Origin of the sequence: Dyella lutea, from assembly GCF_024158035.1 — a bacterium.
Taxonomy (GTDB): domain Bacteria; phylum Pseudomonadota; class Gammaproteobacteria; order Xanthomonadales; family Rhodanobacteraceae; genus Dyella_A; species Dyella_A lutea.
This window is the reverse complement of record NZ_JAMZEK010000002.1, coordinates 687,759-702,472: the sequence shown is the minus strand read 5'-3', so window position 1 is coordinate 702,472 and position 14,714 is coordinate 687,759. Positions and strand designations below refer to the sequence as shown.

The 14,714-nt window shown below is 67.6% G+C and carries 16 protein-coding genes; 8 read left to right on the top strand and 8 right to left on the bottom strand.

The genetic code is table 11. The features are described from left to right. Positions 1–277 precede the first annotated feature (277 nt). Positions 278–1,660: a signal recognition particle protein gene (ffh, locus tag NC595_RS10660; protein WP_253566288.1), complete on the bottom strand. Its 1,383-nt coding sequence runs from the start codon at positions 1,658–1,660 to the stop codon at positions 278–280. Positions 1,661–1,774: 114 nt separating this feature from the next. On the opposite strand from ffh, the gene NC595_RS10655 reads away from it, so the two are divergent. Together NC595_RS10655 and purU are read left to right on the top strand one after the other, a co-directional pair. Further along, positions 1,775–2,575, top strand: a complete 801-nt coding sequence (locus tag NC595_RS10655; RefSeq protein ID WP_253566287.1) for a cytochrome C assembly family protein — start codon at positions 1,775–1,777, stop codon at positions 2,573–2,575. A 15-nt stretch (positions 2,576–2,590) separates the two neighbouring features. Then, complete coding sequence (gene purU, locus NC595_RS10650) at positions 2,591–3,454, top strand: formyltetrahydrofolate deformylase (RefSeq protein WP_253566286.1); 864 nt, start codon at positions 2,591–2,593, stop codon at positions 3,452–3,454. 87 nt (positions 3,455–3,541) lie between these two features. Here the strand turns inward: purU and radA are convergent, their stop codons facing one another. From radA to NC595_RS10615, 7 genes are all read right to left on the bottom strand, one after another. Beyond that, a complete protein-coding gene (gene radA / locus NC595_RS10645) occupies positions 3,542–4,921 on the bottom strand; it encodes a DNA repair protein RadA (RefSeq protein WP_253566285.1) in 1,380 nt (459 codons plus the stop codon). Positions 4,922–5,022: 101 nt separating this feature from the next. Continuing rightward, positions 5,023–6,111, bottom strand: coding sequence for an alanine racemase (gene alr / locus NC595_RS10640; protein ID WP_253566284.1), 1,089 nt, complete (start codon positions 6,109–6,111; stop codon positions 5,023–5,025). Positions 6,112–6,270: 159 nt separating this feature from the next. Then, positions 6,271–7,668: a replicative DNA helicase gene (locus NC595_RS10635; protein ID WP_253566283.1), complete on the bottom strand. Its 1,398-nt coding sequence runs from the start codon at positions 7,666–7,668 to the stop codon at positions 6,271–6,273. Positions 7,669–7,902: 234 nt separating this feature from the next. Next, positions 7,903–8,352, bottom strand: a complete 450-nt coding sequence (gene rplI / locus NC595_RS10630) for a 50S ribosomal protein L9 (protein WP_253566282.1) — start codon at positions 8,350–8,352, stop codon at positions 7,903–7,905. Between the two features lie 106 nt (positions 8,353–8,458). Beyond that, positions 8,459–8,689: a 30S ribosomal protein S18 gene (gene rpsR / locus NC595_RS10625; RefSeq protein WP_017462785.1), complete on the bottom strand. Its 231-nt coding sequence runs from the start codon at positions 8,687–8,689 to the stop codon at positions 8,459–8,461. Positions 8,690–8,706: 17 nt separating this feature from the next. Next, positions 8,707–9,129 carry a 30S ribosomal protein S6 gene (gene rpsF / locus NC595_RS10620; RefSeq protein WP_063671958.1) on the bottom strand — a complete coding sequence of 141 codons (423 nt, stop codon included), beginning with the start codon at positions 9,127–9,129 and terminating at the stop codon, positions 8,707–8,709. 181 nt (positions 9,130–9,310) lie between these two features. Next, positions 9,311–9,637, bottom strand: a complete 327-nt coding sequence (locus tag NC595_RS10615) for a HesB/IscA family protein (RefSeq protein ID WP_253566281.1) — start codon at positions 9,635–9,637, stop codon at positions 9,311–9,313. A gap of 164 nt (positions 9,638–9,801) precedes the next feature. Between NC595_RS10615 and asnS the strand changes: the two genes are divergently transcribed. The 6 genes from asnS (at position 9,802) to can (ending at position 14,710) form a co-directional block, all read left to right on the top strand. Next, entirely contained in the window at positions 9,802–11,217 is a 1,416-nt protein-coding gene (gene asnS / locus NC595_RS10610) for an asparagine--tRNA ligase (RefSeq protein WP_253566280.1), read from the top strand. A gap of 20 nt (positions 11,218–11,237) precedes the next feature. Beyond that, positions 11,238–12,032, top strand: a complete 795-nt coding sequence (locus NC595_RS10605) for a MalM family protein (protein WP_253566279.1) — start codon at positions 11,238–11,240, stop codon at positions 12,030–12,032. Next, positions 12,032–12,355, top strand: a complete 324-nt coding sequence (locus NC595_RS10600) for a hypothetical protein (protein WP_253566278.1) — start codon at positions 12,032–12,034, stop codon at positions 12,353–12,355. Before NC595_RS10605 ends, NC595_RS10600 begins: the two co-directional genes overlap by 1 nt. Before the next feature lie 19 nt (positions 12,356–12,374). Further along, positions 12,375–13,163 (top strand): SDR family oxidoreductase, encoded by a 789-nt coding sequence (locus NC595_RS10595; RefSeq protein WP_253566277.1) that lies wholly within the window; start codon positions 12,375–12,377, stop codon positions 13,161–13,163. Positions 13,164–13,167: 4 nt separating this feature from the next. Then, on the top strand, positions 13,168–13,959 hold the full coding sequence (gene nei, locus NC595_RS10590) for an endonuclease VIII (RefSeq protein ID WP_253566276.1): 792 nt from the start codon (positions 13,168–13,170) through the stop codon (positions 13,957–13,959). Positions 13,960–14,038: 79 nt separating this feature from the next. Further along, a complete protein-coding gene (gene can / locus NC595_RS10585) occupies positions 14,039–14,710 on the top strand; it encodes a carbonate dehydratase (protein ID WP_253566275.1) in 672 nt (223 codons plus the stop codon). Positions 14,711–14,714: the final 4 nt, after the last annotated feature.

Below are 14,714 nucleotides of genomic sequence, written 5' to 3'. Positions count from 1 at the left end.
CCAGAGATGCCGGAATCGCCGGCCGCACGCACGAGACCGTGCGCGGTAAACGCGGCATTTTAGTGGATTTTCGGTAAAAGGGAAGCCCTTGGACGGCTGTGCGCACCGCGGATCCCGTCACAATGAAGCGAACTTCCATCCCCGCGAAAGCGGGGACCCGTTTTGACTTCGGTGCCAAGAGCAAGTTGGATCCCCGCTTTCGCGGGGATGACGGCCTGCTTCGGCCGACTGGCACCGAATGACGTTCGGCTTCGGATAGCGCAGGACAGGATCCGGATCAGCGCATCGGTGGCAGGCCACCGCCCATGCCGCCCATGCCCTTCATGGCGCCGCGCATCTGCCGCAGCAGACCCTTGCTGCCGCCCTTGGCCAGCTTGGACATCATCTTTTCCATCTGCATGTATTGCTTCAGCAGGCGGTTGACGTCGGCCGGCTGGGTGCCGGAGCCCCGGGCCACGCGGGCGCGCCGCGAGCCGTTCAGCAGATCGGGATGGCGGCGCTCCTTCTTGGTCATCGACTGGATGATCGCGACCATCTTCTTCAGCTCGCCGTCGTTGGCCTTGGACTTCACGCTGTCCGGGACGCTGGCCATACCCGGCAGCTTGTCCATCAGGCCGGCCAGGCCGCCCATGTTGGACATCTGCTCGAGCTGGTCCTTCATGTCGTTCAGATCGAAGCGCTTGCCCTTCATCACCTTGGTGGCGAGCTTCTGCGCCTTTTCATGGTCGACCTTGCGCTCGACCTCCTCGACCAGCGACAGCACGTCGCCCATGCCGAGGATGCGCTGGGCCACGCGGTCCGGATGGAACGGCTCGAGCGCATCGGACTTCTCGCCAGCACCCAGGAACTTGATCGGCCGGCCGGTGACGTAGCGCACCGACAGCGCGGCACCGCCGCGGGCATCGCCATCGGTCTTGGTCAGCACCACGCCAGTCAGCGGCAGCGCCTCGGCGAAAGCCTTGGCCGTATTGGCCGCGTCCTGGCCGGTCATCGCGTCGACCACGAACAGCGTCTCGACCGGGGTGATCGCAGCGTGCAGCGCCTTGATCTCGTCCATCATCGCCTGGTCGACGCTGAGGCGGCCGGCGGTATCCACCAGCAACACGTCGATGACCTCGCGCCGGGCGGCCGCGATCGCCGCCTTGGCGATATCGATCGGGTTCTGGCCGGCCTCGGAGGGGAAGAAGCTCACGCCGACCTGCCCGGCCAGCGTGCGCAACTGCTCGATCGCCGCCGGACGATAGACGTCGCAGCTGACCACCATCACCCGCTTCTTCTTGCGCTCGGTCAGGAAGCGGGCGAGCTTGCCCACCGTAGTGGTCTTGCCCGCGCCCTGCAGGCCGGCCATCAGCACCACCGCCGGCGGGGTCTGGGCGAGGTTGAGCTCGGTGTTGACCGTGCCCATCACCGCGGTCAGCTCGTCGCTCACCACCTTCACCAGCGCTTGGCCCGGCGACAGGCTCTTGAGCACCTCCTGGCCGACCGCGCGCACCTTCACGCGCTCGATCAGCGCCTGCACCACCGGCAGCGCCACGTCGGCCTCGAGCAGGGCGATGCGTACCTCGCGCAGCGACTCGCGGATGTTCTCCTCGGTCAGGCGACCGCGACCGCGCAGGCGGTTGACGGTGGCGGAGAGGCGTTGACTGAGCGACTCGAACATGCGCGGCAAACCCGGGTGGAAAGCGTCTGATTATAGCCAACCGCCCTGCATCCGGCAGGATCGTCCGCCGCACCCCTGCCCGAGCCGCGGATGGCTGTGCGACACTGACCGGCCATGATCCTTTCCGCGCTCAACCTGCTGGCCGTCGCCCTCTACCTGATCGCTACGGCCGCGCTCGCCTGGCCGCTGCTCGGCGAGGGCCGGCCACCTGGCGGACGCATGCCGCTGGTGGTGGCCGCCGCCGCCGTCCTGCTGCACGGCACGGCGCTGCTGAGCATGCACCGCGGCGCGCTGGACCTGCACTTCTTCGCCGCACTGTCGCTGGTCGCCTGCGTGGTATCGGCGCTGACCCTGCTGGTGAACCTGACCCGGCCGGTGGCGATACTGGGCGTGGCGGTGTTTCCCCTGTCGGCCCTGCTGGTGGCCATCGACGGCTTCGTCGCGCCGCCGACCGTACCTACGCCGATGGACTGGCAGATCAAGCTGCACGTGACCATCGCCCTGCTCGCTTTCAGCGTGCTGTCGATCGCCGCGGTGCTGGCGATCGGCCTGGCGGTGCAGGAGCGCGGTCTGCGCCACCGCCAGTTCGGTCCCTGGCTGCGTGCGCTGCCACCGCTGACGCTGACCGAATCGCTGCTGTTCCAGCTGATCGGCGCCGGCTTCGCCCTGCTCACCCTGACTCTGGTCACCGGCACGCTGTTCGTCGACAACCTGTTCGGCCAGCACCTGGTACACAAGACGGTGCTGTCGATCCTCGCCTGGCTGGTGTTCGGCGCGCTGCTGTTCGGCCGCTGGCGCTACGGCTGGCGCGGCCGTCGCGCGGTGAACCTCACGCTGTCGGGCACCGCGTTGCTGGTGCTGGCGTTCTTCGGCACCAAGGCCGTGCTCGAACTGGTTCTTCATCGCAGCTTGTAGCGGAGTGGACGGGAGATGGAAGCCGCGCAGTTCGTCCTGACCCTCTCCTGCGCCGACCGCCCCGGCATCGTGGGCGCCGTCTCCAGCCACCTGGCCGCCCAGGGCAGCAACATCCTTGAGGCGCAGCAGTTCGGCGACGCCCAGACCGGGCAGTTCTTCATGCGGCTGGTGTTCCGCCCGTGCACGCTGGACGTGGAAGCGGACGACCTGCGCGCCGGCTTCAAGGTGGTCGCCCAGCGGTTCGGTATGCAGTGGACGCTGCGCCCGCGCGACCGGCGGCGCCGCGTGCTGCTGATGGTGTCAAGATTCGACCACTGCCTCGCCGACCTGCTCTACCGTTGGCGCATCGGCGAACTGCCGATGGACATCGTCGGCATCGTGACCAATCACCCGCGCGAGACCTATCGCCACCTGGACCTCGACGGGATCCCGTTCCACTACCTGCCGGTCGACCGCGCCAGCAAGGCGGCACAGGAAGCGCAGGTGTGGGCGGTGATCGAGCGGTCTGGAGCTGAGCTGGTGGTGCTCGCCCGCTACATGCAGGTGCTCTCGGACGATCTGGCGGGCAAGCTCGCCGGCCGCTGCATCAACATCCACCACTCGTTCCTGCCCGGCTTCAAGGGCGCCCGGCCATACCACCAGGCGCACCGCCGCGGGGTCAAGCTGATCGGAGCCACCGCACACTTCGTCACCGCCGAACTGGACGAAGGGCCGATCATCGAGCAGGACATCGAACGGGTCAGCCACAGCGACACCCCGGAAGACCTGATCCGCATCGGCCGCGACATCGAGCGCAGAGTACTGGCACGCACCCTGCGGCTGGTGCTGGACGACCGTGTACTGGTCGACGGCCACAAGACGGTGGTGTTCGCCCCGTAGGAGCGCACCCTGTGCGCGAGAGCTGATCCAGCTTCGCGCCCTCCCCGCTTCGTCGGCTTTTGGCGCACAAGGTGCGCTCCTGCGCCCTCAGCGGCAGGCGTCGATCGCCTCGGCCAGCCGCTCCACGCCGACCACCTCCATCTCGCCCACCTTGCCCTTCTTCGGCGCGTTGGCCTTCGGCACGATGGCGCGACGGAAGCCGTGATGCGCGGCCTCCTTCAGGCGTTCCTCGCCGTTGGGCACCGGCCGGATTTCGCCGGACAGGCCGACTTCGCCGAAAGTGATGGTCTTGTCAGGCAGCGGCCGGTCGCGCAGCGACGACAGCACCGCGAGCAGCACGGGCAGATCGGCGGCGGTCTCCTGCACGCGGATGCCGCCGACCACGTTGACGAACACATCCTGGTCATACGCGGCCACGCCGCCGTGCCGGTGCAGCACCGCCAGCAGCATCGCCAGCCGGTTCTGCTCCAGGCCCAGCGCGACGCGCCGCGGATTGCCCAGCGAGCTCTGGTCGACCAGCGCCTGCACTTCCACCAGCAGCGGCCGGGTGCCCTCGCGGGTGACCATCACCGCGCTGCCCGAGGTGGGGCCAGAGTGCGTGGACAGGAAGATCGCCGACGGGTTAGGCACCTCGCGCAGACCCTTCTCGCTCATCGCGAACACGCCCAGCTCGTTGACCGCGCCGAAGCGGTTCTTGAACGCACGCAGCACGCGGAATCGACTACCCGACTCACCCTCGAAATACAGCACCGCGTCGACCATGTGCTCGAGCACGCGCGGGCCGGCGATGCCGCCCTCCTTAGTGACGTGGCCGACCAGGAACACCGACGTGCCGGTCTCCTTGGCGAAGCGGGTGAGCTTGGCGGCCGATTCGCGCACCTGGCTCACCGAGCCCGGCGCGGCGGTGAGCAGCTCGGTCCAGATGGTCTGGATCGAATCGATCACCAGCACACGCGGACGGCTGGCCGAGACCTGCTCCAGGATGCGTTCAATGCAGGTTTCGGCCAGCCCGTGCAGCGGCGCCAGCGGCAGGCCCAGCCGCTGCGCGCGGGCTGCGACCTGGGACAGCGACTCCTCGCCCGTGACGTAGACGCTGGGCAGCTGTGCGCCCAGCGTGCCGAGCATCTGCAACAGCAGCGTGGATTTGCCGATGCCCGGATCGCCGCCGATCAGCACCACCGAACCGTCCACCAGCCCGCCACCGAGCACGCGATCCAGCTCGCCGATACCGGTGAAGCTGCGCGCCTCGGTGGTCAGCGCCACCGCGGTGAGCGGGGTGACCACGGGCGAGCCGGCCGCCTTGCCCGCGTAGCCGACGCTGCGCTGCGCTGCCACCGACTTGGCCGCCGGCTGCAGCACGATTTCCGACAGCGTGTTCCACACCCCGCACTCGACACACTGGCCTTGCCACTTGGAGTGCTCGGCACCGCAATCGGTGCAGACGTAGGCGGTCTTGGCCTTAGCCATGCGTGGTTCCGGAGGATGAAAAGCGAAGCGGCGAGCTTAACGTGGGCGCATCGCAGGTCGCGAGACGCAGGCGACGCGTCGCGCTGTCGGCGCGATGGCCGCTAGCCCTCGTCCTCGACGAACAGCACGCGCCGGGTCATGCCGCAGGTCAGGTCGTAGCTGATGGTGCCGGCCTGCGCCGCAACAACCTCCACCGGCAACTGCGCCCCCCACAGGGTCACGCGGTCGCCCACTTTCGCGGCCGGCGCGTCGCGCAGGTCCAGCGTGATCAGGTCCATCGAGACACGGCCGATCAGCGGGACGCGCCGATCGTTCACCAGCACTGGCGTGCCCGCCACCGCGCTGCGCGGGTAGCCGTCGCCGTAGCCGATGGCCGCCACGCCCACCGGCATGTCCTCGGGGCAGGTCCAGGTGCCGTTGTAGCCGATGCGCTCGCCGGCACGGATGCGGTTGATCGCGATGAGACGGGTGGACAAGGTCATCGCCGCGCGAAAACCGAAATCGCTGCCGCTTTTGCCGTCGACCACCGAGAGGCCGTACAGCAGACCGCCGGTGCGCACCCAGTCGGCGCGCGCCCGCGGCCAGCCCAGCACGGCGGCCGAGTTGGCCAGCGAGCGCGGCCCGTCGAGCCCGGCAGTCACCTCGTTGAAGCGCTCGATCTGCGCCCGCGTCACCGCGCCGTCGAACACTTCCGACTCGGCGAAATGGGTGAGCAGGCCGATCTGCGGATCGACGCCCGGCATCGCGGCCAGCCGCGCATGCACGGCCGCCACCTGCTCGGGCGCGAAGCCCAGACGGTGCATGCCGCTGTCGATCTTTATCCATACCCGCAGCCGACCGCGGCGCGGCGAGGCCTCGGCCAGCCAGGCGAGCTGGGTTTCATGGTGGATCGCCGCCTCCAGCCCGAGCCGCTGCATCTCGGCGATGTCGCCCGGCTGGTCGGGGCCGGACAACACGGCAATGCGCTGACGGTGCCCCGCTGCACGCAGGCGCAGGCCGTCGCCCAGCGCCGCCACCGCAAAGGCTTCGGCCTGTTCGTCCAGCGCGCGCGCCACCCGCTCCAGACCGTGGCCGTAGGCGTCGGCCTTGACCACGGCCATCACCCGCGCCGGCGCGGCCGTGCGCTGGATCAGCGCCAGGTTGTGGCGCAGGGCGCCCAGGTGGATGGTGGCAACGGTGGTGCGGCTCATGCAGGCACGTATGCAGAAATCGGGAGCGGAATGTCAGGAGAACAGAGCAGCGGCCTCCCCCTCACCCCGACCCTCTCCCCCGGGCCGGGCTCGAGGGAGAGGGAGCGTGGGACATGACGGCGCGCCCCACCCGGACGCCCGATGCTTGCTGGCTTGCCGTCAATCGAACGCCCCGACGAACGAGTCCGGCGCGTAGTTCTCGAACTTGGTGTAGTGGCCGAGGAAGGTCAGCTTCACCGTGTCGGTGGGGCCGTTACGCTGCTTGCCGATGATGATCTCGGCCAGGCCTTTGTCGGGCGACTCCTTGTTGTAGTACTCGTCGCGGTAGATGAACATGATCACGTCCGCGTCCTGCTCGATGGCGCCCGACTCGCGCAGGTCGGACATCATCGGACGCTTGTCGGCTCGCTGTTCCAACGAGCGGTTCAACTGGGAAAGGGCGATCACCGGCACGTTCAACTCCTTGGCGAGGCCCTTGAGTGAACGCGAGATTTCTGAAATCTCGGTGGCGCGGTTCTCCTTGTTCCCGGGCACCTGCATCAGCTGCAGGTAGTCGATCACGATCAGGCCCAGGCCGCCGTGCTCGCGATGCAGGCGACGCGCGCGCGAACGCAGCTCCACCGGCGACAGGCCCGGCGTGTCGTCGATGAAGATCTTCGCCTCGGAGAGGATCGCGATGGCGTTGGTGACGCGGGGCCAGTCCTCCTCCTCCAGATCGCCATTGCGCAGGTGCTGGGCATGGATGCGGCCGATCGAGGAGATCAGGCGCAGCGCCAGCTGCGAGGAAGACATTTCCATCGAGAAGATCACCACCGCCTTCTTGCCGCGCAACGCGGCGGCCTCGGCGATGTTCACCGAGAACGCGGTCTTGCCCATCGAGGGACGCGCCGCGACGATGATCAGGTCCGACGGCTGCAGGCCCGAGGTGAGCTCGTCCAGGTCGTTGAAGCCGGTGGAGATGCCGGTGAGCTGGCCGCGGTTCTGGTAGCGCTCGTGCAGCAGGCGGAAGGCGTCCTTCACCGCCTCGCGCATGGACACCGAATCCTTCTTGCCGCGCGAGCCGGACTCGGCGATCTTGAACACGCGCTGCTCGGCGCTTTCCAGCACTTCCTGCACGCTCTTGCCGTCCGGCAAGTAGCCGTCCTCGCTGATCGCCACGCCGGCATCGATCAGCTGCCGCAGGATCGATTTCTCGCGCACGATGTCCGCGTAGGCGCCGATGTTGGCCGCGCTAGGCGTGGTGTTGGCCAGCTCGGCCAGGTAGCTGGCGCCACCTACCATCTCGGCCAGGCCATTGGCCTCGAACCAGTCGCCCAGGGTCACCGCGTCGCAGGGCATGCCCTTGTTCGCCAGCTCGGTGATGGCGCGCCAGATCAGGCGGTGGTCCTTGCGGTAGAAGTCGCCCTCGGAAAGCCGGTCGGCCACCTTGTCCAGCGCGTCGGGCGCCAGCATCAGACCGCCCAGTACCGCCTGCTCGGCGTCGATGGAGTGCGGCGGCACGCGCAGCGACTCGATGCTGGGCGCACGCTGGCCTTTGCGCTCGGGAACGAAGGACATGGAGCGATACCTCACAAGGGAACGGCCGCGCGGGTGACGCGCGCAGGCGAAGGGTACTGACGAACCAGCATACGCGGGCGCGTCGCGCGGAACGAGACAACAAGTCTGTGGCCAGCCTGTGGATAAGCTGTGGCCAGCCGTGGATAACCCGGCCCGGCAACGCCCGCCATCCGGCGGCCGCCAACGAAAACGGGCGCCTCGCGGCGCCCGTTTGCAAACCCGGGAGGGGTGGGCTTACTTCTCGCCGACCACGATCACCTTGACGGTGGTCTGGATGTCGGCGTGGAGCGACACCACGACCTCGTACTCGCCGGTGTTGCGAATCGGGCCTTCGCCCTGGATCACTTCGTTCTTGTGCACGTCATGGCCGGCGGCCTGCAGGGCTTCGGCGATTTCGCGCGGACCGACCGAGCCGTACAGCTTGCCCTCGGGACTGGCGTTGGCTTCGATGGTCACCTCGGCGCCTTCCAGCTTGGCCTTGCGGCCTTCGGCGCCCGACAGCTGCGAGGCAGCCTTGGCTTCGTACTCGGCACGGCGCTTCTCGAAAGCTTCGAGGTTGGCGGCGGTGACCGGCACGGCCTTGCCCTGGGGCAGCAGGTAGTTGCGGCCGTAACCCGGCTTGACGCTGACCTTGTCGCCAAGGTTGCCGAGGTTGCGGACTTTCTCGAGAAGAATCAGTTCCATGGTTTTTTCCTTTCGTTAGCACCGGTGTGGCCCGGCGCAGCCGTGGACGGTTGTCCGAAGAGTGAGCGCCCGCGCGCCGGACCGGAGCCCGACACGCGGGATACGACTAGACGTCGTGGTTGTCGGTGTACGGCAGCAGGGCCAGGAAACGGGCGCGCTTGATCGCGGTCGCCAGCTGACGCTGGTAGCGCGCCTTGGTACCGGTGATGCGGCTCGGCACGATCTTGCCGTTCTCGGTGACGTACTGGCGCAGCGTGTTGAGATCCTTGTAGTCGATCTCCTTCACCTTCTCGGCGGTGAAGCGGCAGAACTTGCGGCGGCGGAAGAACTTGGACATGGCTTGTGTGCTCCTGATCAGTCGTCGCTGTCGCGATCGTTGTCGCGGCTGCCGCGGCGGTCGTCGCCGTCGTTGTCGTCGTCACGGCGACGCGAACCCTTGGCGTCGTCCTTTTCCTTCGACTTCAGGATGAAGGACGGCTCGGTGTCGGCCTCGTCGCGGCGGATGCACAGGTGGCGCAGCACGGCGTCGTTGAAGCGGAAGCCCGACTCGAGCTCGTTCAGCGCGTTCTGGGTGACCTCGATGTTCAGCAGCACGTAGTGCGCCTTGGCCAGGTCGACGATCGGGTAGGCCAGCTGGCGGCGGCCCCAATCCTCCAGGCGATGGATCTTGCCGCCGTCGGCCTCGATCAGCGCCTTGTAGCGCTCGATCATCGCCGGCACCTGCTCGCTCTGGTCAGGGTGGACCAGGAACACAACTTCGTAATGACGCAGGGTCATTGTTGGGTAACTCCTTGTGGATGCGGCCTTTTTCAGGCCTGGCAGCCTCCCGTCGATGCGGTGAGGCAAGGTTCCGCCCGGAGCCTTTGTGCTCTGGACAGAAGCGGAATTGTACGGTGCGCCCGGCGGCGACCGCAAGCGATTGATTCAAGGGGAAACGGCGGCAAGCCGCCGGGGCCGCTCAGCCGACCGTGAAGCTCTCGCCGCAGCCACATTCGCCCGTGGCGTTGGGGTTGTGGAACACGAAGCTGGCGTTGAGCCCCTGGCGCTGGAAGTCGATCACGGTGCCGTCGACCAGCGGCAGGCTCTTGGCGTCGACCACCACCGACAGACCGTCGATCTCGATCACCTGGTCGTCAGCGGCCACCGCGTCGGCCAGATCGACCACGTAGGCGAAGCCGGAGCAGCCGGTGCGCTTGACGCCGAAGCGCACGCCCGGCGCCGTGGGCTTCTGGTCGAGAAAGTGGCGCATGCGCTGGCTGGCAGCGGGGGTGATGGAAATCGTCATGGCGTGCAACCGTTTACGTGGCGACCGGCAAAGGCTCGCGGGTCCGTTGGAACCTACATTATCATGCAGGTTTGGCCGGTTCCGATCCCGTCGGCATCCCGCCCGGCCATCTCTTCCCACAGTTCATGCGTCCAGATGCGGCGCGGCAGCAGGAGTTTCAATCCATGGCGTTGGTCAGCGCGACGGTGTGCAGCGTGAAGCAGGCCCTTTCCGGCCAGGTCGAGGCCGGCCGGAAGGTGGCCGTGCGAGGCTGGGTGCGGACCATCCGCGAGTCCAAGGGCGGGCTGTCCTTCGTCAACCTCACCGACGGCTCCTGCTTCGACCCGATCCAGGCGGTGGTCACCGACCAGGTCGCCAACTACGAGACCGACGTGAAGCGCCTGACTACCGGTGCCGGACTGATCGTCACCGGCACCCTGGTGCCGTCGCAGGGCAAGGGCCAGCGCTTCGAGATCCAGGCCGAGACGGTGGAGGTCACCGGCTTCGTCGACGACCCGCTGACCTACCCGATCCAGCCGAAGCCGCACACCATGGAATTCCTGCGCGAGGTCGCCCACCTGCGGCCGCGCACCAACCTGTTCGGCGCGGTGACCCGCGTGCGCCACACGATGATGACGGCGATCCACCGCTGGCTCACCGAACAGGGCTTCTTCTGGATCAACACGCCGATCATCACCACCTCCGACGCCGAGGGCGCCGGCGACATGTTCCGGCTGTCCACCCTGGACCTGGCCAACCTGCCGCGTCTGCCCGACGGCAAGATCGATTTCCGCAAGGATTTCTTCGGCCGCGAGGCCTTCCTCACCGTATCCGGCCAGCTCAACGTCGAGGCGTACTGCCTGGCGATGAGCAAGGTCTACACCTTCGGCCCGACCTTCCGCGCGGAGAACTCCAACACGCCGCGCCACCTGGCCGAGTTCTGGATGGTCGAGCCGGAGATCGCCTTCGCCGACCTCGCTGCCGACGCCGATTGCGCCGAGGGTTTCCTCAAGGCGATCTTCAAGGCGGTGTTGGAAGAGCGCGCCGACGACATGGCGTTCTTCGCCGAGCGCGTGCTGCCGGAGGCCGTCTCGCGCCTGGAAAACTTCATCGCCCAGCCGTTCGAGCGCATCGACTACACCGACGCCATCGAGATCCTGAAGAAGGCCGACCAGAAGTTCGAGTTCCCGGTCGCCTGGGGTGTGGACCTGCAGACCGAGCACGAGCGGTACCTCGCCGAGAAACATATCGGCCGTCCCGTGGTCGTGATGAACTACCCCGAGGCGATCAAGGCCTTCTACATGCGCCTGAACGACGACGAGAGGACCGTGGCGGCGATGGACGTGCTGGCACCCGGTATCGGCGAGATCATCGGCGGCAGCCAGCGCGAGGAACGGCTGGACTACCTCGACGCGCGCATGGCCAAGTTCGGCCTGGATGCCGAGACGTACAGCTGGTACCGCGACCTGCGCCGCTACGGCACCGTGCCGCACGCCGGCTTCGGCCTGGGCTTCGAGCGCCTGCTGGTCTACGTCTGCGGCCTGTCCAACATCCGCGATGCCATCCCCTACCCCCGTGTGGCCGGTTCGGCCGAGTTCTGACCTTTCGCGAGTCTCCAAGCATGCGCGTGCTGCTGAAAATCCCTGCCCTGCTCGTCGCCCTCGGCCTGTGCCTGGCCCTTGGCGCGTGCCACAGCGCCAAGGTATTCGTGCCGCCAAACCTGCGCCCGCCGACCGACACCGGCGACGCGCTGAAGCTGGCCCAGCAGCACCTGCAGGACGCCACGCCCTGCTGCACCAGCTTCGCGGACTTTTCGTACGGCACCCTGCTGCCCTGGCGGCCGAAGAAATTCCAGCTTGGCCCGAACAGCCCGGTGGCCAATCTCAACGGTGTGCGCAGCCATTTTCTCGCATTCAAGCTGCCGCCGGACCTGAAGATGCCCTACCGCGTGGCGATCAAGTCGGAATTGAACGGTCGCTGGCTGCATTCGGCCTACCTGTTCGCCCCGACCACGGTCGTGCTCGACGAGGCGTTCCAACCGATCGACGGCAAGGACATCCCGCTGTGCGAATACATGGGCTGGAGCAAATCCACCACCGGCGCATTCGGCAGCACCACCATCGACAACCCGAAGGCCCGCTACCTGGTGATCTATTCCTCGTCCGACCAGCAGTCCGGCAACACCTACTGGGAGCAGTCGCCCGCGGCCTTCTCGGCCGAGGCACCGGTCAACATGACGTCTAAGGGGAGCTTCAAGATCCCGCACGGGCCGGATGGCACGATCTGGGTCGGGCTGATGAACGATGGCTACAAGACCGCCGTCGATCAGGCCGTCTGTGGCGAGGCGCCCAAGGGCGACGGTCTGCTCAAGACGCTGAGCACGCTGCCCAGCCACTGGACTGGGAGCGCCCCCTGATGCCGCTGGGCCTCCTCTACTTGGGTCTGCTGCTGGCCGGTGTGGCCAGCTTCCTGCTGCACTATGTGGCACTGGGCCGGCTAGCCAGCCGCCTGCGCCAACAGCATCCGGACAAATGGAAAATCATCGCGCAAGACGAGCGGGGGCTCGCGGTCAGCACGCCGATGCGCTGGATGCGCCTGCAGAATGCGCTGCGCTCGCCGGTGATGCCCGCACTGGAGGATCCCGTGCTCAACCGCTGGCGGCGGCTGTGGCGGATTCTTCCCCTGCTGGCCTGGGCTTTTCTGATCGCCGCTTTCGCACTGCGCTGGATCACTCGCTGACCGCACCCGGAGGCATCCGATGCATCTGAGCCTGGAAGGACGACACGCACTGGTGTGCGGAGCCTCGCAGGGTATCGGGCGTGCCACGGCGGTCGAACTGGCCCAACTGGGAGCGCGCGTGAGTCTGCTGGCACGCTCGGCGGACACGCTCGAAGCCCTGGCGCAATCGCTACCGTGCCAGCACGGCCAGCAGCACGACTGGCGCGCCGTGGACATGGCCGACACCGCGGCGCTGGCGGAAGCGGCCGCGGCACTGGTGGTGACCGGCCCGGTGCACATCCTGGTCAACAACACCGGCGGCCCGCCCGGTGGCAGCGCGCATCAAGCGGATCGCGCCGCGTACGAGGCCGCCTTCCGGCAGCATGTGCTGGCCGCGCAGACGCTGTTGCAGGCGGTGCTGCCCGGCATGCGCGCGGAAGGCTACGGTCGCCTGGTCAACGTGATCTCCACGTCGGTGAAAGAGCCGATCCCCGGCCTGGGCGTGTCCAACACCATCCGCGCGGCCATGGCCGGCTGGGCCAAGACGCTGGCCGGCGAACTCGCCGCCGAAGGCATCACCGTGAACAACGTGCTGCCCGGCTATACCCGCACGGCACGTCTGGAGAGCCTGCTTGCGGCGAAGGCCGCTGCATCGGGGCGTCCGCTCGAGGAGATCGCCGACGAACTGGCCGCGTCGGTGCCGGCACGCCGCTTCGGCGAGGCATCGGAGGTGGCTGCCATGGTCGCTTTTCTTTGCACGCCTGCCGCTGCCTACATCAACGGCACCAGCATCCCGGTCGATGGCGGCCGCACCCGCGCGCTGAACTGACGCCATGCCGGAAGGCCCCGAGATCCGACGCGCCGCCGATGCCCTGGCCAAGGCCGTGGCCGGCGAACCGCTCGTGCGGGCCTGGTTTGCCCCTCCGGCGCTGAAGCGCCACGAGAAAACACTGGCCGGCCGCCGCATCGAGGCCATCACGCCGCACGGCAAAGCCCTGCTCACCCGTTTCGACAATGGCCTCACGCTTTACTCGCACAACCAGCTCTATGGCATCTGGCGCGTGGCCGCTGCCGGAGAGCGACCAACCACCGGGCGCAGCCTGAAAGTGGCGCTGGAGACGTCGCGCAAGGCGATCCTGCTGTACAGCGCCACTGACATCGAGATGTGGCCGACCGCACAGGTGCATGAGCATCCGTTACTGCAGCGGCTCGGACCTGACGCGCTCGATGCCTCGCTCGAGGCAGGCACGGTCGAGGCGAGGCTGCGCGATCCGCGCTTCGCCCGGCGCCGGCTCGGCACACTGCTGCTGGACCAGGCCTTCATCGCCGGACTGGGCAATTACCTGCGGGTGGAGATCCTGTGGGAGGCCGGACTGGACCACAACCGCCGCCCCTGTGACCTGGACGACACCGAGCGTGCCCTGCTGGCCGAGGCGATCCTCGACCTGCCCCGCCGCTCGTACCGCACCCGCGGCCGTCGCGGCGCCGGGCACCTGCAGGACACCCCGTTCCGCTTCCGCGCATACGAGCGCGCTGGCGAGGCCTGCGAGCGCTGCCTTACGCCGATCGAGAAATCGATGGTGGCCAGCCGACCGTTCTACGCCTGTCCGCACTGCCAGCGCTGAGCACACGTCCGGCTCGGGTTACCATGGCGGCCCATGCGCAGGGCGTCCCGCCTTTCGGCGCGCCCGCCCAGGAATATCCATGAGTCACAATCCGCTGCAGGACCTGATCGACAGCAACCGCCGCTGGTCGGCCAACGTCCGCGAGGAAGACCCCGCCTTTTTCGAACGGCTGGCCGGGCAGCAGTCGCCCAAGTACCTGTGGATCGGCTGTTCCGATTCGCGCGTGCCGGCCACCCAGATCGTCGACCTGCCGCCGGGCGAGATCTTCGTTCAGCGCAACGTGGCCAACGTGGTCTCGCACACCGACCTGAACTGCCTGAGCACGATCCAGTTCGCCGTCGACGTGCTGAAGGTCGAGCACATCATCGTGGTTGGCCACTATGGCTGCGGTGGCGTTCAGGCGGTGCTGGACCAGCGCCGGATGGGGCTGGTCGACAACTGGTTGCGCCACGTCGGCGATGTCGCCCAAAAGCACAACGAGATGCTGACCGGACTTCAGAACATGATCGACCGCAACGTGCGCCTGTGCGAGCTCAATGCGCTCGAGCAGGTGGTGAACGTGTGCCACACCACGATGGTGATGGACGCCTGGGAGCGTGGCCAGAACCTGACCGTGCACGCCTGGTGCTACAGCCTCACCAACGGCCACATGAACGACCTGGGCGTGCACATCCGCAGCCACGAGTCGCTCTGGCCCACCTACCACGACGCGCTGGAGCGCCTGACGCAGCGGGTCGGCGAGCCGGCCTGAGCGC

What these genes read in the sequence shown, in the direction of transcription:
- ffh (WP_253566288.1), bottom strand. Translation starts at nt 1,660, where the DNA reads ATGTTCGAGTCGCTCAGTCAACGCCTCTCCGCCACCGTCAACCGCCTG.
- NC595_RS10655 (WP_253566287.1), top strand. Translation starts at nt 1,775, where the DNA reads ATGATCCTTTCCGCGCTCAACCTGCTGGCCGTCGCCCTCTACCTGATC.
- purU (WP_253566286.1), top strand. Translation starts at nt 2,591, where the DNA reads ATGGAAGCCGCGCAGTTCGTCCTGACCCTCTCCTGCGCCGACCGCCCC.
- radA (WP_253566285.1), bottom strand. Translation starts at nt 4,921, where the DNA reads ATGGCTAAGGCCAAGACCGCCTACGTCTGCACCGATTGCGGTGCCGAG.
- alr (WP_253566284.1), bottom strand. Translation starts at nt 6,111, where the DNA reads ATGAGCCGCACCACCGTTGCCACCATCCACCTGGGCGCCCTGCGCCAC.
- NC595_RS10635 (WP_253566283.1), bottom strand. Translation starts at nt 7,668, where the DNA reads ATGTCCTTCGTTCCCGAGCGCAAAGGCCAGCGTGCGCCCAGCATCGAG.
- rplI (WP_253566282.1), bottom strand. Translation starts at nt 8,352, where the DNA reads ATGGAACTGATTCTTCTCGAGAAAGTCCGCAACCTCGGCAACCTTGGC.
- rpsR (WP_017462785.1), bottom strand. Translation starts at nt 8,689, where the DNA reads ATGTCCAAGTTCTTCCGCCGCCGCAAGTTCTGCCGCTTCACCGCCGAG.
- rpsF (WP_063671958.1), bottom strand. Translation starts at nt 9,129, where the DNA reads ATGACCCTGCGTCATTACGAAGTTGTGTTCCTGGTCCACCCTGACCAG.
- NC595_RS10615 (WP_253566281.1), bottom strand. Translation starts at nt 9,637, where the DNA reads ATGACGATTTCCATCACCCCCGCTGCCAGCCAGCGCATGCGCCACTTT.
- asnS (WP_253566280.1), top strand. Translation starts at nt 9,802, where the DNA reads ATGGCGTTGGTCAGCGCGACGGTGTGCAGCGTGAAGCAGGCCCTTTCC.
- NC595_RS10605 (WP_253566279.1), top strand. Translation starts at nt 11,238, where the DNA reads ATGCGCGTGCTGCTGAAAATCCCTGCCCTGCTCGTCGCCCTCGGCCTG.
- NC595_RS10600 (WP_253566278.1), top strand. Translation starts at nt 12,032, where the DNA reads ATGCCGCTGGGCCTCCTCTACTTGGGTCTGCTGCTGGCCGGTGTGGCC.
- NC595_RS10595 (WP_253566277.1), top strand. Translation starts at nt 12,375, where the DNA reads ATGCATCTGAGCCTGGAAGGACGACACGCACTGGTGTGCGGAGCCTCG.
- nei (WP_253566276.1), top strand. Translation starts at nt 13,168, where the DNA reads ATGCCGGAAGGCCCCGAGATCCGACGCGCCGCCGATGCCCTGGCCAAG.
- can (WP_253566275.1), top strand. Translation starts at nt 14,039, where the DNA reads ATGAGTCACAATCCGCTGCAGGACCTGATCGACAGCAACCGCCGCTGG.